Origin of the sequence: Candidatus Enterococcus courvalinii, assembly GCF_017315945.1 — a bacterium.
Taxonomy (GTDB): Bacteria; Bacillota; Bacilli; order Lactobacillales; family Enterococcaceae; genus Enterococcus_B; species Enterococcus_B courvalinii.
This window is the reverse complement of record NZ_JAFLWI010000004.1, coordinates 18,072-40,323: the sequence shown is the minus strand read 5'-3', so window position 1 is coordinate 40,323 and position 22,252 is coordinate 18,072. Positions and strand designations below refer to the sequence as shown.

22 protein-coding genes are annotated in these 22,252 nt (G+C 38.1%); 4 read left to right on the top strand and 18 right to left on the bottom strand.

Translation table 11 applies throughout. The features are described from left to right. The first annotated feature begins 84 nt into the window (after nt 1-84). Complete coding sequence (locus JZO71_RS03310) at nt 85-1,293, top strand: MFS transporter (protein WP_206898180.1); 1,209 nt, start codon at nt 85-87, stop codon at nt 1,291-1,293. Nucleotides 1,294-1,381: 88 nt separating this feature from the next. Here the strand turns inward: JZO71_RS03310 and JZO71_RS03305 are convergent, their stop codons facing one another. Next, nucleotides 1,382-2,200 carry a MurR/RpiR family transcriptional regulator gene (locus JZO71_RS03305; protein WP_206898179.1) on the bottom strand — a complete coding sequence of 273 codons (819 nt, stop codon included), beginning with the start codon at nt 2,198-2,200 and terminating at the stop codon, nt 1,382-1,384. A 166-nt stretch (nt 2,201-2,366) separates the two neighbouring features. Here JZO71_RS03305 and JZO71_RS03300 point away from each other — a divergent pair, with 166 nt between their 5' ends. Together JZO71_RS03300 and JZO71_RS03295 are read left to right on the top strand one after the other, a co-directional pair. After that, nucleotides 2,367-3,056: an N-acetylmannosamine-6-phosphate 2-epimerase gene (locus JZO71_RS03300; RefSeq protein ID WP_206898178.1), complete on the top strand. Its 690-nt coding sequence runs from the start codon at nt 2,367-2,369 to the stop codon at nt 3,054-3,056. 11 nt (nt 3,057-3,067) lie between these two features. Then, the gene (locus JZO71_RS03295) at nt 3,068-4,582 is read left to right on the top strand and encodes a PTS transporter subunit EIIC (RefSeq protein ID WP_206898177.1); all 1,515 of its coding nucleotides are present in this window, start codon (nt 3,068-3,070) and stop codon (nt 4,580-4,582) included. Between the two features lie 84 nt (nt 4,583-4,666). On the opposite strand, the gene JZO71_RS03290 is transcribed toward JZO71_RS03295, so the two are convergent. From JZO71_RS03290 to gnd, 10 genes are all read right to left on the bottom strand, one after another. Further along, entirely contained in the window at nt 4,667-5,386 is a 720-nt protein-coding gene (locus JZO71_RS03290; protein ID WP_206898176.1) for an HAD family hydrolase, read from the bottom strand. Between the two features lie 219 nt (nt 5,387-5,605). Continuing rightward, nucleotides 5,606-6,265, bottom strand: a complete 660-nt coding sequence (locus JZO71_RS03285; RefSeq protein ID WP_206898175.1) for a bifunctional 4-hydroxy-2-oxoglutarate aldolase/2-dehydro-3-deoxy-phosphogluconate aldolase — start codon at nt 6,263-6,265, stop codon at nt 5,606-5,608. Between the two features lie 30 nt (nt 6,266-6,295). Beyond that, a complete protein-coding gene (uxuA, locus tag JZO71_RS03280) occupies nt 6,296-7,360 on the bottom strand; it encodes a mannonate dehydratase (RefSeq protein WP_206898174.1) in 1,065 nt (354 codons plus the stop codon). A gap of 17 nt (nt 7,361-7,377) precedes the next feature. After that, nucleotides 7,378-7,821, bottom strand: a complete 444-nt coding sequence (locus tag JZO71_RS03275; RefSeq protein WP_206898173.1) for a PTS sugar transporter subunit IIA — start codon at nt 7,819-7,821, stop codon at nt 7,378-7,380. Beyond that, on the bottom strand, nt 7,815-8,741 hold the full coding sequence (locus JZO71_RS03270; RefSeq protein WP_206898172.1) for a hypothetical protein: 927 nt from the start codon (nt 8,739-8,741) through the stop codon (nt 7,815-7,817). Before JZO71_RS03270 ends, JZO71_RS03275 begins: the two co-directional genes overlap by 7 nt. Before the next feature lie 84 nt (nt 8,742-8,825). Further along, entirely contained in the window at nt 8,826-9,332 is a 507-nt protein-coding gene (locus tag JZO71_RS03265; RefSeq protein WP_206898171.1) for a PTS sugar transporter subunit IIB, read from the bottom strand. Nucleotides 9,333-9,353: 21 nt separating this feature from the next. After that, entirely contained in the window at nt 9,354-10,220 is an 867-nt protein-coding gene (locus tag JZO71_RS03260; RefSeq protein ID WP_206898170.1) for a PTS system mannose/fructose/sorbose family transporter subunit IID, read from the bottom strand. A 21-nt stretch (nt 10,221-10,241) separates the two neighbouring features. After that, the gene (locus JZO71_RS03255) at nt 10,242-11,090 is read right to left on the bottom strand and encodes a PTS mannose/fructose/sorbose/N-acetylgalactosamine transporter subunit IIC (RefSeq protein WP_206898169.1); all 849 of its coding nucleotides are present in this window, start codon (nt 11,088-11,090) and stop codon (nt 10,242-10,244) included. 80 nt (nt 11,091-11,170) lie between these two features. Next, the gene (locus JZO71_RS03250; RefSeq protein WP_206898168.1) at nt 11,171-12,169 is read right to left on the bottom strand and encodes a D-isomer specific 2-hydroxyacid dehydrogenase family protein; all 999 of its coding nucleotides are present in this window, start codon (nt 12,167-12,169) and stop codon (nt 11,171-11,173) included. Nucleotides 12,170-12,182: 13 nt separating this feature from the next. Further along, entirely contained in the window at nt 12,183-13,094 is a 912-nt protein-coding gene (gene gnd / locus JZO71_RS03245) for a phosphogluconate dehydrogenase (NAD(+)-dependent, decarboxylating) (RefSeq protein ID WP_206898167.1), read from the bottom strand. A 135-nt stretch (nt 13,095-13,229) separates the two neighbouring features. On the opposite strand from gnd, the gene JZO71_RS03240 reads away from it, so the two are divergent. Continuing rightward, nucleotides 13,230-14,078: a MurR/RpiR family transcriptional regulator gene (locus JZO71_RS03240; protein WP_206898166.1), complete on the top strand. Its 849-nt coding sequence runs from the start codon at nt 13,230-13,232 to the stop codon at nt 14,076-14,078. Nucleotides 14,079-14,333: 255 nt separating this feature from the next. Here JZO71_RS03240 and JZO71_RS03235 read toward each other — a convergent pair whose 3' ends face one another. The 7 genes from JZO71_RS03235 to JZO71_RS03205 form a co-directional block, all read right to left on the bottom strand. Beyond that, nucleotides 14,334-14,561, bottom strand: coding sequence for a hypothetical protein (locus JZO71_RS03235; protein WP_206898165.1), 228 nt, complete (start codon nt 14,559-14,561; stop codon nt 14,334-14,336). 220 nt (nt 14,562-14,781) lie between these two features. Beyond that, entirely contained in the window at nt 14,782-15,618 is an 837-nt protein-coding gene (locus JZO71_RS03230) for an MBL fold metallo-hydrolase (RefSeq protein WP_206898164.1), read from the bottom strand. A gap of 11 nt (nt 15,619-15,629) precedes the next feature. Beyond that, nucleotides 15,630-16,757: a glycoside hydrolase family 88 protein gene (locus JZO71_RS03225; RefSeq protein WP_206898163.1), complete on the bottom strand. Its 1,128-nt coding sequence runs from the start codon at nt 16,755-16,757 to the stop codon at nt 15,630-15,632. 13 nt (nt 16,758-16,770) lie between these two features. Then, nucleotides 16,771-18,726 carry an alginate lyase family protein gene (locus JZO71_RS03220; protein WP_206898162.1) on the bottom strand — a complete coding sequence of 652 codons (1,956 nt, stop codon included), beginning with the start codon at nt 18,724-18,726 and terminating at the stop codon, nt 16,771-16,773. Between the two features lie 11 nt (nt 18,727-18,737). Next, a complete protein-coding gene (locus JZO71_RS03215; RefSeq protein ID WP_206898161.1) occupies nt 18,738-20,504 on the bottom strand; it encodes a glycoside hydrolase family 35 protein in 1,767 nt (588 codons plus the stop codon). Between the two features lie 22 nt (nt 20,505-20,526). Next, nucleotides 20,527-21,351 carry a carbohydrate ABC transporter permease gene (locus JZO71_RS03210; RefSeq protein ID WP_206898160.1) on the bottom strand — a complete coding sequence of 275 codons (825 nt, stop codon included), beginning with the start codon at nt 21,349-21,351 and terminating at the stop codon, nt 20,527-20,529. Further along, nucleotides 21,341-22,231, bottom strand: coding sequence for a carbohydrate ABC transporter permease (locus tag JZO71_RS03205; RefSeq protein ID WP_206898159.1), 891 nt, complete (start codon nt 22,229-22,231; stop codon nt 21,341-21,343). The genes JZO71_RS03210 and JZO71_RS03205 overlap by 11 nt, the downstream gene beginning before the upstream one ends. Between the last annotated feature and the right edge of the window lie 21 nt (nt 22,232-22,252).

Below are 22,252 nucleotides of genomic sequence, written 5' to 3'. Positions count from 1 at the left end.
GCACTAAAAAGTAGGTACTTTCTACTTTCATAAATAAGGTCTATATTTTCTATTCGTCAGGTCACAAACTTTTAGGAGGAAAAAATGAAAAATAAAATCTCACCCACACTTACATTGATGGCATTAGTTATCAATGCCTTTGCAATTGGTTCAACTGAATTTATCAGTGTCGGTCTCATGCCTTTAATTGTTGAGAGCTTTCACGTTAGTTTGGCACAAGCAGGACTGACAGTTTCCCTTTACGCAATTGGCGTTACTGTTGGTGCACCATTCTTAACTATTTTAACTGGAAAATGGAATCGAAAATTTTTAATGATGATGATTATGTCTTTATTCATTATTGGAAATCTCTTTGCTGCGTTTGCTGCAAGTTTTACCATGTTACTAATTGGTCGTGTTATTTCTGCCTTAGCCCATGGTATCTTTATGTCAGTTTCAAGTGTCATTGCAGCAGATGTTGTTGCACCACATAAGCGTGCCAGCGCAATTGCTATCATGTTTACTGGATTAACCGTTGCTACTGTGACAGGCGTTCCATTAGGTACATTTATTGGTCAACAGACGAGTTGGCACATGACATTCATTTTTATTGCAGTTGTTGGAGCTATCGGGTTACTCACCAATTTATTCTTGATTCCAAGTGGTTTACCCATCCCAGGTTCGGTAGATTTAAGAGGTATTCTACGAATTTTTAAAAATAAATTTTTAGTTGGTTCCTTTTTGGTTACCGCTCTCGGCTATGGCGGAACTTTCGCTGCCTATACTTACTTAACACCCATTTTACAAGATAAAATTGGTTACTCTGCCCATGCTGTCGTTATCTTACTAGTTATTTATGGGCTAATGGTAGCCATTGGAAATACAATTGGCGGACACTATTCTAATCAACAACCTTTGAAAGCTCTAGGTATTATGTTTGGTTTGCTAGTGCTTTCTCTTCTATTTCTATTTTTTGCGATTTTAAGCGGAAATAAATTATTAGCAACAGTCGCCACTCTCGTCTTGGGACTGTTCTCATTCATGAATGTTCCCGGGTTACAGTTTTATGTCGTCCAGCTGGCGGAAAACTATACACCAAAAGATATTACCTTGGCCTCAGCATTTAATATTTCTGCATTTAATATTGGAATTGCACTCGGTTCATTTATTGGAGGTCAGGTAACTAAAACAGTCGGTGTTAGCTATACGCCAATTTCCGGAGCAATCATCGTCTTATTGGCTGTCTTCTTAGTTCTCAAATTGATTACCGAAAATAAAAAAACAGAACAACTTTCTTTACACATAAAGGAATGAATCCTAAGCATTTGATTGCTGGCACAAGATAAAGAAGAGGACGAGCTTAGCGTTCGTCCTCTTCTTGCTGTTTTATTTACTTAAGTGGTTAATCGATACTTTTATCGATGATTGCTCGCAATACCTTTTCTCTTAACTCGATTGAATCAACGTTATTTTTTCTTTCATAACCTTGTACTAGAATATCGCAAAGATAAAGCTGAGAAATTTTTCCAGCTAAAGAAGCTCCATTCAAAAATTCTTCAATAGCCGTTTGCAGAACAAAATCTGCTGTCCGACCAATTGGCGATTGAAGATAATTCGTAATTACCAAAATTTTGGCGCCATTTTTTTTTGCAAGTTTCATTGAGTCATACGTATCTTTTGTTTTTCCCGACAATGAAAAGACAATGACTGTGTCTCCTTCATCCAATAGTGAAGCAACCTGTGCTTGGATATGCGGATCTACTACTGCATGCGCTTTTACACCAACACGTAGAAACATAGTGGCTAAATCTAAACTAGTCGTTCCACTAGATCCCACCCCAAAAATATAAATGTTCTTTGATTGACTAATCAATTGAATAGCTTCTTCTAACGTTTGCTCATTAAGTAGGGATTCGGTCGCATTCAATGCTTCTTTTACGCCACTAGCAATTTCAGTGAAATAGGTTGTTTCTTTTGGCTGCTCTTTTTTTTGGCTAAAATCCTCTTTCGCAATTTCGATTTTCAAATCAGAAAAACCAGAAAAACCTAATTTCTGACAAAAACGAATGATTGTTGCATCCCCAACTTGCGTTTTCGTTTTGATATCACTCATCGTATTGTAAATCACTGATTTTCCAGCATCCAAAATGTAATCAGCTACTTTTTTCTCAGATTTTGTTAAAAATGGATAATGCTCGCGGATTAGGTATATATAATTCATCGGTTCTCCTTTGCTCCAACTTATTCATTTTATTATACTCCAAAACAGGTAAATAAAAAAATCTCCAAAATTCTCCATTTTGGACTTTACACAAATGTAAGCGGATGCTATACTTCAATCGGAGTTAAACTCCAAAAATAAAAATAAAAGCGGAGAATTAAGGAGAATGGAAAAACAACTATTTTTAGAAACTATTTCTCATGGATTGATTGTTTCTTGTCAGGCTTTACCTGGCGAAGTATTTTACAGTGAAACAGGAGGTTTGATGCCATTATTTGCTTTAGCTGCCCAAAAAGCAGGAGCTGTCGGGATTCGCGCAAATTCTGTTCGTGATATTTTAGAAATCAAAGAACAAGTTGATTTACCGATGATCGGTATCATCAAGCGTGATTATTTACCTGAGGAACCATTTATTACTGCCACAATGCGCGAAGTTGACGAACTGGTTGCAACTGGCGTGGAAGTAATTGCCCTCGATTGCACGTTGCGTAAACGTCACGATGGCTTAACGATTAATGACTTTATTTCTCAAGTCAAGGATAAATACCCTAATCAACTATTGATGGCAGACATTGCCACATTTGCAGAAGGTATCAATGCTGCTGAAGCTGGTGTTGATTTTGTTGGAACAACATTGAGTGGTTATACAGCAGATAGTAATCACCAAAACGGACCCGATATTGAGCTTATCAAAAAACTAGTTGAAGCAAATTTATGTGTTATTGCAGAAGGAAAGATCCACACACCCGAACAAGCAAAAAAAATCAAAGATTTAGGTGTTGCTGGAATTGTTGTTGGTGGTGCAATTACGCGACCGCAAGAAATTGCTCAGCGTTTTGTTGATGGATTAAACTAGGAGGAATCACTATGTTCAAAAAATTTTCACAGCTTGGTCGTGCGTTTATGCTCCCGATTGCTATCTTGCCTGTTGCTGGTCTTCTTCTTGGACTAGGAGGCGCGTTAACAAATGAAAGCGCCATAAATGCCTATCCCCTTTTAGCTCAACCTTGGTTACACACGATTTTAAGTATCATGAGTGTTGCTGGTAATGCTGTCTTTGCAAATCTAGCGTTGATTTTTGCGATCGGTATCGCAGTTGGCTTAGCAAATGGGGATAAAGGAACGGCCGGGTTAGCTGGTGGTGTTGCCTATCTCGTGTATACAGCAACAATTAGTGGATTTCTAGAACTTTTTTCTCCTGAAGGTGCCACACTTGATACTGGAGTCGTTGGTTCGATTGTCATCGGTGGCACGGTCGCCTTCTTGCATAATCGTTATCGAAAAATCGAATTGCCGCAGTTTCTTGGTTTCTTTGGTGGCTCTCGTTTTATCCCAATCGTTTCGAGTTTAGCTGCAATTCTCATCGGCTCATTCTTTTATTTAATCTGGCCTCCAATACAAAATGGCTTGGTTATTGCTGGTGAACAAATTGCACAAATGGGCAGTCTAGGTACATTTTTATATGGTTTTTTACTTCGTTTAACTGGTGCAGTTGGCTTACACCACACGATCTATCCATTGTTCTGGTATACTTCATTGGGTGGAACAGAAACCGTTGCTGGTTCAACGATCTCAGGTGCACAAAATATTTTCTTTGCTCAGTTAGCAGACTCAAGTCACACAGGTCTTTTCACTTATGGAACACGCTTCTTTGCAGGAAGATTTGCTACGATGATGTTTGGGTTACCCGCTGCATGTTATGCAATGTACCGTGCAATTCCTAAACAAAACCGTAAAAAAAATGGCGGATTGTATTTTAGTGGTGCGTTGACTTCTTTCTTAACTGGGATTACTGAACCTATTGAGTATATGTTTTTATTTGTAGCACCGTGGCTATATGTCATTCACGCATTTTTAGATGGCCTCTCTTTTTATTTTGCTGATATCTTGAATATTCGGATTGGTAATTCTTTCTCTGGAGGACTCATTGACTTCTTATTATTTGGTGTTTTACAAGGAAATGACAAAACAAATTGGTTGAAATTACTACCTTTTGGTCTTGCTTGGGCAGTTATTTATTATATTGTCTTTTCATTTTGTATCAAAAAATTCAAGGTCGCGATTCCAGGTATGGAGTTAGTTACAGATGAACCATCGAACGAATTTGAGAAGAAAAACGAAAAGAAACCAACTACTTTATATGAAGAATCACTAACTATCATTACCGCACTTGGAAATCAAGAAAATATTGAATCAGTCGAAGCTTGTGCTACTCGTCTACGTGTTTCTGTCACCGATGGTCAGCTTGTCAATAAACAAGTTATCCAGGAACTAGGTGCTACAGCTGTTTTTGAAGTCAAAGGTGGTATTCAAGCCGTTTTTGGTGGTAAAGCCGATCTTTTGAGTCAAGAGATCAATCAAATTTTAAATAAAGATAATTAACAGTTTACAACTTGTTGACTGCATAAAAAAGAAGCTCAGCTGCCCCACAATCGACAGCTGAGTTTCTTTCAATTTACTAAATACTTATAAAAACAACTCTTTTTTCGCCAAAAAATTTCTCGCTTGCAACAAATCATGAAACTGATAATCTGCTGGTGCAGGACGTTCGCGTAAACGTGAAAGATCTTTTTTCAGCGGGTAGCGTCCTTTTCTAACTGGCAAATCTGTGATATCATCTTCGACTAAAACAGAACGAATTCCTGCACGACGCGCTGCTTCAATTCCAACTCTTGAATCTTCAAAAACAAGAGCATGTGCTGGATCGATACCTGCTTTTTGACTCGCTTTTAAAAAAATCTCTGGATTTGGTTTCCCTGCTTCAACTTCGTCTCCTGCCAATATCACATCAAAATAGTCAGTAATTCCTTCCATCTCTAAATAAGTTAAGACTTTTTCTCGCTTTGATGACGAAGCAACAGCGATTTTAACTCCTTGTTCTTTGGCAAAATCTAGCAATGGCACCAAGCCATATTTTTTATGAACAGTTTTTTCTTTAGTCAGTAGTTCATTTTTAAACACATTCATTGAGTCACGCCATTCATTGTAAGGAACATCCTCACCATAGAGCTCTTTCATCCCCAAACGAATATCTGGATCTGTTTTTCCTGTCAAATAATAATAAACATTATGGTTCAATTCATAATCATGTTTTTCTGCAGAATTGAAATAGCCTCGATAACTAAGACGACCTGTATCAAACATGAGTCCATCCATATCAAAAATAAATAATTCGATTTTATTCATATTAGCCTCCAATAACTTGAGTTGGTTCATTCTACCTCAAAAAGAAAAGAAAGGACAGCAGTAAGCGACGAGGGAAATAGCTAACGAAAAAGCAAAACAGGTTATTGAAAACTTTTCCTCGCCTAATTCACCAAGTAGTCATTCTCGTCAAAAAGGTGGGCAAAACGCCTATTCGTTTTGTCCCACCTATTCCTTACCTTTTGGATACGTTTCACAACCTTATCCACTTATCATGAAAGATTTTCCTTTGATTGTTTCTATTAATTCGTTCAGGTGCTGACTGGCAGTTACTCCGTCATCTTGTTTCAAACTCGTTTCTGAAAGAATAAATGACCCGCCAACTGCTATTACCTGAGGATGGTTCAAGTAATCGAGAACATTGATTTCATCAATGCCACCTGTTGGCAAAAATTTCACGTCATAAAACGGCCCACTCAACGCCTTGATTGCCTTTAGCCCACCATAGATATCTGCTGGAAAAAATTTGACGATATGAATGCCATAATCCACTGCTTGTTGGATTTCACTAGGTGTTGCTGTTCCAGGAAATACAGGAATACCTTGAGCTAAACTATATTCGATGACTTCTGGGATCACAGCTGGTGACACAATAAATTTCGCACCATTTTTAATTGCTGCCTTTGCCTGTGTCAATGTTCGCACAGTGCCCGCACCCACCATCAGTTTTCCAGATTTTGCTAATTTTTTGATGGCTGTTTCTGCCAATTCACTACGAAACGTGACTTCAACTATTGGTAACTGACTTGTTAACAGAATTTCTTCCAAGCGATCCAGATAGTCAAGATTCGTTGCAGTGTAAAGCGGCAATAGCTTTGCTTCCTCGATTTTTTGATAAACTTCGCTTTGAACTGTCTGCATTTTCAAACTCGCTCCCTCACAAAACGTGATCTATTTTTTTGCTTTTGTGATTGCTTCGTATAACCCTTGCATATAAGTGATTCCCATCGCTCGGTCATATAAACCATAACCCGGCATCGCTACTTCGCCCCAGATCGTTCGACCATGGTCTGGGCGAATCACGCCATCAAAACCAACAGCCACTAATGCTTGCATCAACGCATACATATCAAGCGAACCTTCTGTTGACAAATGTGCTGTTTCTTTGAATTTTCTTTCTCCCATAAAACCAACATTTCTAAAGTGGACAAAGTTGATTCGTTCTCCAACTTCATGAATGATTTCAACCAAGTCATTTGCTGGATCTGCTCCCAATGAACCAGTGCATAACGTGATTCCATTATAAGGAGAATCAACAATTGATAAAATTCGTTTTAAGTCTGCTAGGTTTTTTGTAATGCGTGGGAAGCCAAAGATTTCCCATGGTGGATCATCCGGATGAATCGCCATTTTCACATCCATTTCCTCACAAACTGGAATAATTTTTTGCAAGAAATAGGTTAAATTGTCAAATAGAATTTCTTCCGTTACACCTTCATAAATTTCTACCAATCGATTGAATTTATCTAGGCGTTCTTTCTCCCAGCCAGGTAACCGAAATCCTTTTGATTGGCTATGGATCAATGTATACATTTCACTTGGTTGCATGTCATCCACGACGGACTGATCATAAACTAATGAAAAGCTGCCATCTGTATTTTCATAAAACAAATTGGTCTTTGCCCAACCAAAAATCGGCTTAAAGCTATAACAAATCAAATGCACGCCACACTTCGACAAATTTTTGATTGTCTGGATATAATTATCAATGTAATGATCTCTCTCAGCAGTCCCTGCTTTGATTGCATCATGAATGGCTACACTTTCAATCCCCAATAATTCTAAATTCCCAGCTTCAACCGAATCTTTTAATTCCTGAATTTCATCAACTTCCCAGACATCACCGGGTAGCTTATCTAACAAAGTGCCTACGATTCCATTGATACCCGGAATTTGGCCTACATTTTCCAGCGGAATCGAGTCCCCTTGACCATACCATCTAAATCCCCACTTCATCTTGGCTTACGCCTCCTTTAAAAGTCATCTTCTTCATCATTTTCTTCAGTCATTGACACGTGCCATGCTTGTAAACTATCTACGCCTTGAGCAAGCACAGCTGGAACGATTTGTTCTAGTGGTGTATTGATCAATTGATGATTGATTGTTTCCAATAGCATCGGTAGGTTAACACCGCCAATGACATACACTTGTTCTTGAAGTGCTGGTTCTAATTGACTAACAGCTAATACTGACTGATTGTAAGGACTAGCACTTACTAAATCTGTTAGTACAATGACGCCGTTTTCTTGATTGACTTCATGAATTGCTTCTCCGATTTTTTTACCTAACAGTTGTACATCATCTGCTTGGTTCAAACTAACTGTTGCTGTATTATTCGTTGCCCCAATAATCACTGTGGCTGCATCTTTTAATCCTTCACTCAACGTACCATGTGTTGCAATCACGATCCCTAACATGATGCTTCCTCCTCGACAGACAATTTTGATTCATTTTTTTTAAAAAAAGTCATCACTTTTGCGATATTTTCCATATTAAGTTCTTTTTGATCGAGCATCGCTCGACTTAAATAAAAGTCAGTTGTTTCCGCTTGATTTTCACCACTAAATAAATACATTGGCTGTTTTTCTAACAATTGTTCGGACACAACTACGATGCCGGCTTTTTTAGCAGCTTCACTGGTTTTCTTAGGCGCACCTAGTACTCTCAATGGTGCCTTTGCCCCAACACTATCCAATACGTACACTTCACAATTTTTCTTGATGACACTTTGTAATACAGCAACTCCTTGCTCACCAAAACATCCTTCATCAAGCAATGCGTAGGCTGTTTTTTCATCTGATTCTTCCATCATTGCTAGCAGCGTCAAGATAGATGACGTGTTCCGAACAAGATTTTTACGGTTCGATAACCCTTGAGTGACCTTGCCTAAAAAATAAAAATAACTAGCAAAGACAGCAATTACGAGCCAAGTACTCAAAGTCGTCACATCAAACGTCAATGTTTGTTTCATTAAGTAAAGAATCGTCGCTATTAAGCCGATAAAAATCAGACTAACTGTGCCCAGTAAAATAAATTTGGTCGTAGCCTTCGCTTGTTCTTTTCGCTGAAACAAAGCATATGCCCCAGCATGTCTAGGTGGGGTGTCATAATACGTGCAAATCACTCGCTCGGCATTTTCAACATCGCCAATGTAAATATTTCTGGAAGAAGTTCTTTTTTGCTGGTTATATTCAATGACTTGTACGTCTTCTCGCATCGGTAAAATATCTGCAATGATGGCTGAGATAAATCTTGTTTTTTGTTTGTGTGTGCGCCGTAAGCGATAGACATATTGGTAACGAAATAACCAATCTTGAAAACGTTCCTTTTTTTGCATCGTACTCCCACCTATTCTTGCTCCTTTATTTTAAGAGTCTGGTGCTCAATCCCAGACTCCATTTGCTTATCCTTCTACGTGATTTTACAAATCAAATTTGCTTAAAATATCTTTTAACGTTGATTTTGGTGCAGATGGTGTTGCTTGGAAATAAATGTTCTCAACCCCATAGTCTTCGTTCAATTCTTTTAGTTTTTGCGCATCTTCTTTATTTAAATAAACTGATTTGGTTACTAATAAATCTTTTTCTGGATCCTTTTGAGCAATCCCGCCAATATTTAGTTCTTTCATTGGCACACCATGTTTGACTAAGTCATAAATCACACTAACTGTTTTAGCAATCAAGATACAGTTATACTCTTTAAATTCATATTCATCCCAGTAAAATTTAGCTTTATCACTTGTGATAACAATCGTTTTTTGACCTGTACGACTCCCCGCGTTTTTATAAAGATCGCGCATGAATTTATCTTTTGCTACAACATCATCCACTACAAAAATGGAATTGACACCACTCTTTTGTGACAAAGTCACCATTACTTGACCATGGATCAAACGTTCATCTACACGTGCTAAGTTTACTTTTCCCATCAAAAACACTTCCTTTAATTTTTATAAAATTCCGATACCTGCTAGGACAATCAAAATCAAGGTTAGCCAGAGTAATGCTTGGGTTACCTTCAATCCTTTCTTGGTATAGAACCAATACACACCCATCACGACTGCCAATGGCAACAAGCCTGGAACAATTTGGTCCAAGATATCTTGAATGACGAAATCTTTACCAGAAATAACAAACTTCAAGGTTGATTCTACTTTGACATAATTACCAGCTAAGACACCCATCATGAACAGTCCTAAAACAGATAATGTTTCAATTGCTGTTTGGATGCCGGTGCTTTGCATCAAACCAGTAGCATTCCGCCCCATTGCAAAAGCTTGTCTTGCAAAGAACACGCCTAAAATCGCTTGATACGTGGCAAAACAAATGAATGGGAACAATGCACCTAACGCGCTTCCTTGTTGTGCCCATGGAACTGCGATTGCGATAAAGATATATTGAACAGTTCCTGAGTCAATCGCATCCCCGATTCCTGCCAATGCCCCCATCAAACCAGCTTTTGTGTTGTACATCAAATCATCTTGCATCAAAACTTCGCTGTCAGTATATTCTTCTTCTGCGCGTTGTTGTTCCATCGAAGACATCAAACCAGTGATTACGCCACCACCCCAACTTAACTGGGTATTGAAGAACAACAATTGACGCTTATAAGCAGCTCTTCTAGCATCGTCATCTTTATACAATTTTTTCAAAATCGGCATCATTCCATAAAGTAAGGATGGTGCCAAATAGCGTTCAAATGAGTGCGGGATTTCATTCGCGAAATGCCAACGTAAATAGGCTTTCGTCACATCTTTTTTGGTGATTTCTTCTGGTGCTTGATTGTTTACTTGTGTTTTTTCAATTGCTTCTGTCATCATTCTTCCTCCTTACTTCACTTAGAATCCATCATCGTAGTCATCGTCATCATCATCGAATGTTGTCGTCGTTGCAGTACCATTACCATTGTCAGCAGCTGCTTGGACATGTTTTCCTTGTTGTGATTTCACGAAAATCAAAGCAATCAATACACCAAAAATTGCGTAAGTTACCATCGTGATTTCTAATGATTTGAAGACAACACTTAAGAAATAAGCCAAGAAGAAGAACACCATGTAATCTTTTCGACCAATAACATACACTGTTGTAGCAATCCCAATTGCCGCTAAACCGCCACCAACAACCTCTAAAATATGAATCACGACGGTTCCTTCTAAAGCCGTAATCACATCGGCAATAATTGGTGCCCCTAAGTAAAGCGCAATAAATACTAATGGTACGAATAATAGAAATGAAGCTAAGGTTGGATATAAAATGATCGAACGTTTAATTGCTTTATCGTTCAAATCTTCAACAGCTTTATCGGTATACTTTCCTAAAAATGTATTGATAAAAAAACGTAATTGATATAAATAACTTCCTAATAATCCTACTGGAACCGCCACTGCAATCGCTGCCTCAGGTGAAAGATCTCCTAAAAGTGCTACTGGAACGGCAACCGCTGCTGCAATGGATGGTTCAGCTGGCATTGAACCTCCAGGTGAAAAAACACCCATATAAATCATTTGTAATGATGCCGTGATAATCATTGCTTGCGCCACATTTCCCATAATGACTCCGACAACTAACCCTGTCATCAATGGCGAAAATCGAAGTGTTAATGTTGCCCCTCCGCCAAGCCATCTTGACATGATAGCTGCAACCCATAAGGCAATCAATAAGCTTTGTATGATACTTAAATTTTCCATAAGTCCTCCCCTAAACCTTCGTTCATTTTTGTTTTGACCTAACGACCTTTATTCCGAGAATTGATTTTATCAACTGATTTTTATACTAAATAATAGCTCTGACTTTGGACTGCTCGTTCAGGCAAACGACCAGCAACAATTCGCTCGACATCTTCAACACACTTTTTCCCCATCTCTTCTAAGCATTCCCTTGTATAAGCAGAGGTGTGTGGGGTCATTACAACATTTTCAAATGATAGATAAGGATGATCTTTTCTTCCTGGTTCTTCCTCCAAGACATCTGTAGCAAAACCAGCGATTTTTCCTGATTTTAGCCCTGCAACCAGTGCTTCCTCATCGATCAAAGCGCCTCTCGCACTATTCGATAGATAAACTTGATCCTTCATCTTTTTGATTTCAGCCGTTGAAATCATATGATAATTTTCTTCTGTGAGATTGGCACATAGACAGATTATATCGGCTGAAGCAAGCAATTCATCCAGTTCGACTTTTTTGGCACCAAAGCTTTGTAAATACAAATCTGATTTATAAGGATCATATGCCAGAACTTCACACCGAAAACCATTTCGTAAAATTTCGACCACACAGCTTCCTGTGTTTCCAACTCCGATTACGCCAACCGTTTTATTGAAAAGGGCCCGACCAATAAATTGTGCACGATCTTCCCAGTGATCCTTTTTCACACTAGAATCTGCTTCAACTGTACATCTTAAAATAGCTAACAAGTTTGTGATATTGTTTTCGGCTACAGCATCACGCTCAACCAATGCTGGAATGATCGAAACGATTGTTCCCTTTTCTTTTGCTGCTTCGAGGTCGATGTTGTTATATCCAATACCATGCCGAGAAATCAAACGTAGTTCATCTTTGTACTCAAAAAATTCTTTCGTAAAAAATGGGGTAACACTAGCAATAATCACATTGTAGCCGTGCAACACTTCTGCCAGTTCTTTTCCAGATATCTCACCATCTACAGTAAAATGTTTGACAGTTCCTAGCGCTTCTAATCGTTGTAAATGTTCAGGAAATATTTTGCCAAAACTACTCGAATTCACAATTGCGATTTGATACTTAGACATTTGCTTACTCCTTTCATTCTTTTTTGATTACTTCATGACCTCCAAAGCCATTTCGCAAAGCAGAAACTACTTTTGCGGAAAAACTGTCTTCTTCCTGTGACAGATTCCTCATGAATAAACTCATGGCAATCACTGGGACAGGGACATCCATTGCTAACGCTGTTTCTACTGTCCACTTTGCCTCACCAGAAGCAGCTACAATTCCGCGATAATCTGCCAATTCAGGACTTTGACGAAATTGTTCTTCTGCAATTTCCATTAACCACCCTCGAATAACGGAACCATGATTCCAAACACGAGCTACCTCTGCCAAATCGAAATCATAGTCGCTTTGTTCGACTAATTGGAAGCCTTCACCAATTGCTTGCATCATGCCATATTCGATTCCATTGTGAATCATTTTCAAAAAGTGACCACTTCCAGCTGGACCTGCATACAAGTAACCGTTTTCAATTGCAAGGTCTTTAAATAACTGCTCGATTGATAAAAAGATTGCTTTGTTTCCGCCAATCATCAGGCACGCATTGTTCCTTGCACCCGAAATCCCACCTGATGTTCCACAATCAAAATAATAAATACCACGTTCTTCAAAGATTGCTGCTCTTCGAACTGAATCTTGATAATTTGAGTTTCCACCTTCAATCACAATATCCTTTGGTGCTAACAGTGGTAACAATTGTTCTAACACTCGATCAGTTGGGGCTCCTGCGGGTAACATCAACCAAATAATTTTTTGCTTTAGCTTCTCTTCTTGATAAGAAGATAGTAAGTCTTCGACTGTTTGAAACGTTTTGATTCCTTCATAGCTTGCAATGTTCAATGTTTCTTCAGCTAAGTCTGTCCCCTTCACATCATAGCCACGCTCTTTCAAATTGATTGCTAAGTTCATCCCCATCTTACCTAATCCAACAAAACTCACTTCCATGATAGCGCCTCCATTTCTATAACTTCATTATACAAAAAAATATTTTTTTGTAAACACAAAAAATAAAAATTTTTTCGTTTGATTTTTTTAGCGAAACATTATATCCTTTATTTAGAGAGTAAAGGGGGAACACATATGTCTGTATCCATTCGCTTACAAATAAGAACGATGTACAATGATTTCAGTCCAAAGGAGCAAGCCATTGCAGATTACGTGCTAGAAAATTCAAGTAAAGTAGCTCACAGTTCCATTAGTGATTTAGCGAATGAACTTGGAATCGCTGACTCCACTTTTTTTCAATTTACGAAAAAACTTGGTTACAATGGATTCAAAGATTTCAAAATGGCGATGCTCATTCAAGAAAATGATTTTTCTGCGATCGCGATCCATGAAAATATTGATCAAAATGATACAGAACTGACTATGGCACAAAAAGTGTTTGATTCAAATATCACTACTTTGAATGACACTCAAAGATTATTACGACAAGAAGATTTAAAACAAGCGGTTGATTTGATCAACACTTCTGATCGTTTATTCTTCTTTGGTGTCGGTGGGTCTGAAATTGTTGCGACTGATGCTTATCACAAATTTTTACGTTCACCAATCTCAGTCTTTCACAGCACGGATTACCATATTCAATTAATGGAAGCTTCTCTTTTGACACCTACTGATTGTTCAATTTTGATTTCCCATACAGGTCAATCAAAAGAAACGATTCGTTTAGCAGAGACAGTCAAAGCTACTGGAGCCAAAGCAATTGTCGTCACAAGTCAGGCAAATTCTCCTTTGGCTAAGCTTGGTGATGTGGTCTTTATTTCCATTGCAGAAGAAACAGAATTTCGTTCTGAAGCTTTAGCTTCGCGGATTTCTCAACTAAGTATCATGGACTCGCTCTACGTTATTTTGATGTTCTATAATCAAGAAGAAGCGCGTGACTCGATTTCCAAAGTTCGTCGAGTCATTGCTCGTAGCAAACAATAAAAAAATCCACCAATCATTAGCAATCGACTAATGGTTGGTGGATTTTTTGTTTAGGTATTGGAGGTAGAGTGCTTGTTGTTTCAATCAATGAAGAAAGAAGATAAACAATTCCCACATCATAGAAAGTTGTGCTATTTTCTGATTCTCGTCTAAGTAGGCGAACAAATTAGCTAGCACTAGCCCACAAAAAAACAGGCAACTAAGTTTCCCATACCATTCTTCACTAGTTCGCCTGTTTTATTGAATTATTTTTACTTAATCAATCACTTGCTTCACCTTGAACTCTTTTGTCTGCTCCGATTTTTCTTCTTGGTTCGCTAATTCAAACAAAATATGTTCTCCACTTGATTCGTCTTCTACAATGACCAATTTTCCCAATGGCTGGCGTTGGTCTTTCACGATTTGTGCTTCACGAATCAATTCTTTTGGATCACGTTTAGCTGCTAACGCATTTCCTAAATTAAAAAAAACTGTTTCTTCCATCCTAATCCCTCCCATTTCCACCGATGTTTGGTTTGTTCTCAAAGATTGAACTCTTGACGCGTTGGAACCTATCTATTGAAAGTTTTATAGCTTTATTATACCATGCGTCAGAAAAACAATGTGTTTTGGGCATACTCATTCATTTGCAAAAAAATAAATTGATTCTAATAGTAGAAAAAAATGGAGCAAAACATTCTCACGTTTTGCTCCGCTCTTATCTTTAAATTTCAATCTTCATCCCATCATAAGCTGTCAACATTTGATACTCATCTGCTAATTCTTTCATTTCTTGATGTGTCAAACCGCCATTATGAGAGAAATGACTGAGAACATAAGTCGTCTTTTCATCACATAATCCTCTTTCAGACAACGCTTGGATCAGTCGTAAATTTTCGCCTAAGTTCATGTGAATCCCACCTACATACGTCATGTTTTGTCCTGTACAATCCAAGGATATCGCATCTAGTTTCAATTGATTCGCTTCTAAATAATCCAAAACTTCATTGGTTGGAAAACCTGTATCCTGTGTATAAAATAATCGCTTTTCTCCGCGTTCGATCACATAAATGAAGCAATCCCCATTTTTTTGACCATGTACAGCTGGTAATGTATGAACTTGATACTCCCCAATTTGATACTTTTCAAATGGCGCTAATTCTTGAAACTCAATCCGTTCAGGTTCAATCATTTTTTCCAGTTCAAATGCGCGATCAAAGAAGCGATGAACAGTTGCATTGCCATAGACAGTTAGCTTTTTATCCAAATCATTGGCATAAGAGCTCATCCGAAAAGCTAAATCTTCTGCATATAAATGATCGCTGTGCCAATGTGTGATCAGTAAATGTTCAATCTCATTGAAATTCAACTGATGTTCCCGTAAATGAAAATAGCTATCTCCAGGAAAATCAATTAATAAATCTCCCTCATCTATTAAGGTTTGCGTCTGAGTTCGTAAGTCTTTTCCACCATGTTCTCGTGCATAGCGACAAATACGACAGTTACAAAAAATACCAGGAACTCTTTCCGCAGCCGCCGTGCCTAAATAATGAATTTTCATGTTGTTTCCTCCTACCAATAAGTTGCCCAACTTCGATATAAACGTGTCAGTGCCTCAAAATAAAAATAGTCTCCCCACATAGTGCATTCATCAATGCCTGTCCCGCCAGGCTTAGAGTACACGCCTTGAACTAACAAACCATTTGATTCAGGATCATTTTTTGTCGTGTAATTCATCAGATTAACCATGATTTCTTGCGCAACCTCTTCATATTTTTGGCGTCGTGTATCCGTTAATGGTAACTGTTTTGCCAACTCCAACAAACCACAAACCGTAATTGCTGATGCAGATGTGTCTCTTTCTTCGTCACCATCTACAAAAAAAAGATCCCAATACGCAATTTTATCTTCCGGCAAATGGGCTAAATAATAATCTGCTAAATGACAAGCAGACTCTAGTAGCGTTGCATCTCCTATATGAGTAAAACTAATTGGAAATCCATAGATTCCCCACGCTTGGCCTCTTGCCCAACAGGAATCGTCCGCGTAGCCTTGCGCTGTCGCGCCAAAACGAGGGTTCCCTGTCTCAATATCCATATAATACGTGTGAAAAGTCGAATAATCCTCACGAATCAAATACTTCTGTGCCAACTTCACATGATTTTTAGCCGCTTCTCGATAACGCGCATCTCCTGTTTCATCCGAAGCAAAATACAGTAAAGGCAAATTCATATTGCAGTCAATAATCATTCGACCTTGTTGTTCTTTATCAGATAGGTCACCCCATGCTTGAAAAATCTTCGCTGTTTCGTTATAACGTCGCATCAAAACATCCGCGGCTTGAAGCGCCATTTTTCGTGAAGAAGCTGTATTGTTTTCGCGATAGTCAGCCACTGCTGCTAAGGAATATAGAAAGCCAATATCATGATGGTTCAAAACGATTTCTTCGTCTAGTCGTTGCTGAAACACTTCTAGCTGTTTGGTAATCACTTGTTGGATTCGCTCATCTGGGCGATAGCCTTGAGCCAGATGTAGCATACCGATCCAAAAGCCATCTGTCCAATCCGCATTTTCAACAGCTGGATAACGATAATTTTTAGAAACTGCTGCTGGCACTAAGGTTTCAAATGTTGACAGATTATCAATGATTTTTTGATAAACAAATTCAAGTTCTTGTGCAACTTTTTCTTTTGTTAGCATATTGCCCTCCAATTTAATACAAAACGATTTTTTCTTGGTCGGTAGCTACGACTACTCGACCATAATAGTATGCTCCCTCAACAAAATACGCTCTTCGCCCATGGGCAGGTTCTTGATGTTGGATCAGAATTAGTTTTTGCGTGCGATCTTTCAACTGAATTTTGATTGCTTCCACTACTTCATCTGGTTGTTGCTCTGCTTCTGAGTAAATGGGTAGTTTCTCAACTTTTGTAATCAGTCCCTGCGGATTTAGAAGATAAGTTGTTGCAGTTGTTCCTTGGATGTTTTTCTTTGAGACAGCACAAGTGATTTTTCGTAATTCATTGTAGGTTGGTGCGCTATTTTTTTCGTAGCATTCCCACTGTGCTTCTTTCGCCAAACATGAAATCTCATAATCTAATTCTGGGAAAATCAGTGTCTGTTGTTTTTGTTGAACTACTGATGAATCAACATGAAAAAACGTTTCAATTTCATGATTTCCGTGACAAATATAGTTGTCACTAACGAGGCTGAATCCTTCCGGAAAATGAATCACTTTACGATCAACGTACACTGGATCAGCTAATGTAAAGTAACCTAGATGACCACCTTCAAAAAACTGGATACCTGACTTTTCGCTGGCTTTTTGATTGATTGGGGTCGCAACTTTGATGCTGTCCCACGCATCTGTATGTTGATTAAAGTTTTCTTGATCAATCACGATGGTATTATGCGCTGTTGCTTCTTTGAAAGCCAGTCGATGTTTACTTAATTCATAGCTGTATCGACCTGAATCAATCAAGATGTCTTTACCTTGATAAGCTAAGTCAATATGGAGTAAATCATCATGTCCATGTCCGCCGCCCAGAGGTCCGCACTTAAACAAATGATACGTCAGCGGACTTTTCGCAATCATAATCCCTGCTTGTTCAAAATGATGAAAAGCTTCTTTCAATAAAAAGCGATTGGTAATCGGAAATTGTCCTCTTCCTAATGACATTTTTGCAAAAAAGGTTAAATTTGCTTGATTTTTTTTTGTTTGTTCTTCTGGATTAGTTAAAATAACTTCTGCATATTGCAATAACCCTGTCATATCTTCTTGGTCGCTATCGCCATACATAGGTTGCTGACCGTTTGGTTTCACAAACAAGCTGGCCGCTTTTGCTAATTGTTTCGCATAGTCAACAATTTGTTCTGGCACATCCGTTTCTGCCCTTTGTGCGAGTTGTAAAATTTCCAATAAATAAAGCAAAACTTCATTGTGATACAGAAAAGATTGTTCTCGTTGCATGCCATCTGCTTCCACTTGTAAAGCTAATGAATGCGTTAAATAAACGAGACTTTCTATTCGCCATAAAGCTGCCTTCTCGAACGTGGGAAAAGCTAGACTTAAACTATACAACCCTGCAATTTCTAAAATCTGCCAGTTGCTCTGTCCTCTTTCAATCGATAAATTTTCGTAGAGATATGCTCCTTGACTTTCGAGAGCTGCTTCCAATTCCTGCTTCAATTCGTCCGAAAAAAGTGGCAAGAAGCGATTCATTTCAATTAATTTCAACCAATTAACCACACGCAGCCCCACATCAATTGTTCGCCAGCTAGACTGTTTCGTTGTTTGATTTAGTGGATTATGTTGAAGAAATGCGTGTAAAAAACATTCAAGATATTCTTGATACGCTGGCTCTTCTGTTAACAAATAGGCCACTCCTACATCAACTAAAAAGCGATGGCGATGCAACATATAAAGCCATTCCATATCCCCATTTGGACTAGTTGACCACTCAATGTCTGCTACTTGCCAGAAAACAGGTTCGTGCGTTCTTTCCATATCCCAGGCGTTATCAAAAAGATATTCCCCAGAAACAAACCGTTGACTTCTTACAAGTAGTTCTTGACACCCATTTTCATCCTTTTTCAGTAATTCTTCTCTAAATGCAAAGAGTTCTTCTTGACTTGTACAATTGAAAAAGCCTTTAAAATTTTTCTCCATGTCACTGACTCCTACGCCATGATCGGTGTTTCAGAAAAATGGATTTCATGAATTGGCACGCCTTCTGTTTCAAAAATAATGACTTCATTTATCCCTTTTTTCCAGAAGAAATCAGGAATGAATAAAGAATGAGTCGGTCCTTCTTGCCAATAGCGCCCCATGTTTTCCCCATTCACGAAAACGACGCCTTTACCAAAAGTACTACAATCTAAAAATGTGTTTCCTACTTCTTCTAGCAATAGCTCAATCTTATAAAAACTTGGTGTTTTTGCGATTGTCTCCTTGGTAAAATCAATTTTTGCTAACTGTTCTGGTCGTAATTCTAACGGATAATGTTCCCAATCAGAGATGTAATGGATATCCTCCATCACTCCACTTCGGATCCCTTTTCTTTGACTATCCGCAACTAACTTAGGACCATAATTATTTCGACCCATGTTTTCAACTAACAAACTCAATTCATTTTTTTCTTGGGTCAAATCACATGAAAATTCTTGTCCTAATTCTGCCTGATACTGAGTAGCAATCAACTGTTGATTCATGAAAAATTGCACACGATCCAAGCCATCAACGACTTTCATTTTGGCAATATGACGTTTGTTCAATAATTGGCTACGATACAGGGTATATCCCAAATTCTGACCGATTTTTTCCATAGGCAAGGTATAGTCATTGATTATCGGCTCACTGATTTCTTCCAAAACAGAAAATAAACTGACGCTTTCCTTCACTGCATAAGAACCTAAGTAAGTTGTCTTTGGATAAACAGGCTTTGAAGTTTTAGCTGTTGGTACTTCTTCTTGAATCACTTTTTGAATAGCAAAATATTTTTCCGTCGGCATGCCCCATTCCGTTAACGGCGCATCATAATCATAAGAGGTAATCTGTGGTTCATTCGTTGCTCCTGCATCTGAACAACCATTATAAAATCCAAAGTTCGTGCCACCTTGAAACATATAGAAATTAATACTCCCTTTTTTTAACACTTGGCGTACTTCTTCTGCTGTTTCTTGTGGATCACGACGAATAATTGGTTTCCCCCAAGAGTTGAACCAGCCATCCCAGAACTCCATACACATGTAAGGTTCCTTCAACCCATTTTTTTCCTGATAATTCTGTAACCATTTAAAGTTTTCATTTGCATCAGATCCAAAATTGGCTGTCGCTAAAATACCTTCTTGTGGTAAAGTTCCAGCTTCTAACACTTCTGCCCAGCCACCATCTGAAGTTACTAAAGGAACATCAAAGTAGCGTTGCAGTTCTGCTACTAAAAATTTCAAATACGTTTTATCTTCGCCATAAGAACCATATTCATTTTCTACCTGAACAAGTAATAAATTTCCTCCGCGTGTCACTTGATATGGCGCTAATTTTGGTAACAACACTTGATAATATTCTTTCACAGCCTGCAAATAACCTGGATGTTGACTACGAATGCGCATGCTTGGATCTGTCAATAACCAAGCTGGCAACCCACCAAAATCCCACTCTGCACAAATATATGGACTTGGTCGAACGATGATATACAAACCTAATTCTTCCGCAATATCTAAGAACTTCGTTACATCTGCAATTCCAGTAAAATCAAATGTTCCTTTTTCCGGTTCATGTAAATTCCAAGGGACATACGTTTCCACGCAATTACAGCCCATCGCCTGCAAATTTTGTAATGTTTGACGCCAATGTGTCGGGGCAATTCTAAAATAATGAACGGCACCAGAAATCAGCTTGATTGGCTGCCCATCCACGTAAAATTCTTCTTTGATTTCGAAATTCATCCTGCAGTTCCTCCTAAAATTCTTATTTGATTGCAGAGTCTAGACCATTTGACTTGAATTTTGATTGTAAAAACATATAAAGCAAGACAATCGGAATAACTGAGGTCGCTAAAACAGCCATCAGTGCACCATAATTCAAAGGATCATAGTTGTTTTGTGTCATGTTTTGAATAATCAATGGAACAGTGAATTTTTTTGAATCGGATAAAACGATCAATGGAATCAAGTAAGAGTTCCAGTAACCCATAAACGTCAAAAGCGCTGTCGTGATAATACTTGGTGTCAATACTGGAACAGCAATTTTCCAAAAAATCGTCCATTCACTAGCACCGTCGATCCGGGAAGCTTCCATCAATTCATTGGGAAACTGCTGTGCATATTGACGCATCATAAATACGGAAGTTGTCGAAGCAACACTGGGAATGATGACCCCAGCAAACGTGTTCGTTAAACCAAATTTACTCAAAATATAGAAAGTCGGAATCAATGTCGCAAAACTTGGGATCATTCGAGAAATCATCACTAAATTAAAAATAAGATTGCTACCTTTGAAACGATATTTTGCCATAACGTACCCAGCTAACGTGGTCACAATCGTAGAAAGTGCTGTCCCTACCAATGTGATGACAGCCGAATTGAACAACACCCGAATGTAATTATATTTTTCTTGTATCTCACCAAGGTTTTTCAAAAAATGTGGGCCAATCGTAAAATTGATTTTTTCCCCTAAAATCACATCGTTCGATTGAGTCGAAGCAATGAGCATATAAACATAAGGTAAAGCAAAGATCACTAAACCAATCAGTAAAACGAAATAAATAAGTAATGGGCTCAATTTACGCTTCATTGTTTTTTCCTCCTACAATAAACTGAATAATGGATAGGATTGCTGCAATGATCACCATCGTCCAGGCAATCGCAGAAGCTTTCCCAAAATCAACCATTTCAAAACTTGTTTTATACAAATTCACACCAACTGTTACTGCAGAAGATTCTGGACCAAATCCATTTTTGAATAAAATATTCGGTACTTCAAAGGCTCCTAATCCATTGATTGTCGAAAGAATCATTCCCATCAACACAACTGGTTTCAACAAAGGAATCGTGATTTTAAAGAACTTGTGAAAACTATTGGCTCCATCGATATCTGCGCTCTCATAAATTTCTGAAGAAATATTTTGCAATCCAGCTAAAAACAAGACTGTGTAATACCCAACATTCAACCAAATCGAGATAATGATGATTGATACTCGTGCCCAAAATGGATCTGTTAGCCAAGGAATCGGCTCCATCCCAAAGGTTGTTAACACAGTATTGAATAAACCTGTTGGATTATAAAAAGTTAAGAACACTGATGACACTGCAACAATCGATGTGATTGCTGGTAAATAGTACACGGTCCGGAAAAAACCTTTCCCTTTAATCGTTGGCTTATTTAACAAAACAGCAAAAATCAAAGCAAAGAAAATTGTGATCGGAATTGAAAAAATCATAAAAATAAACACATTGAAATACGATTTAAAAAACAATGGATCTTTAAAAATAGCTGTAAAATTATCTAAGCCGATAAAATCAATCGATGTCGACACTTTTGAAAAACTAAATCCTAATGACATCACTGCGGGAATCAATAAAGTAATGATGAAAAATGCTAAAAATGGCAACAACATGATATAAGCTGTTCGGGAATAATTAGTAATGGCTTTTTTCTTTTTTGGAAATTCCATATCCAGATGCTCCTTTTCTGT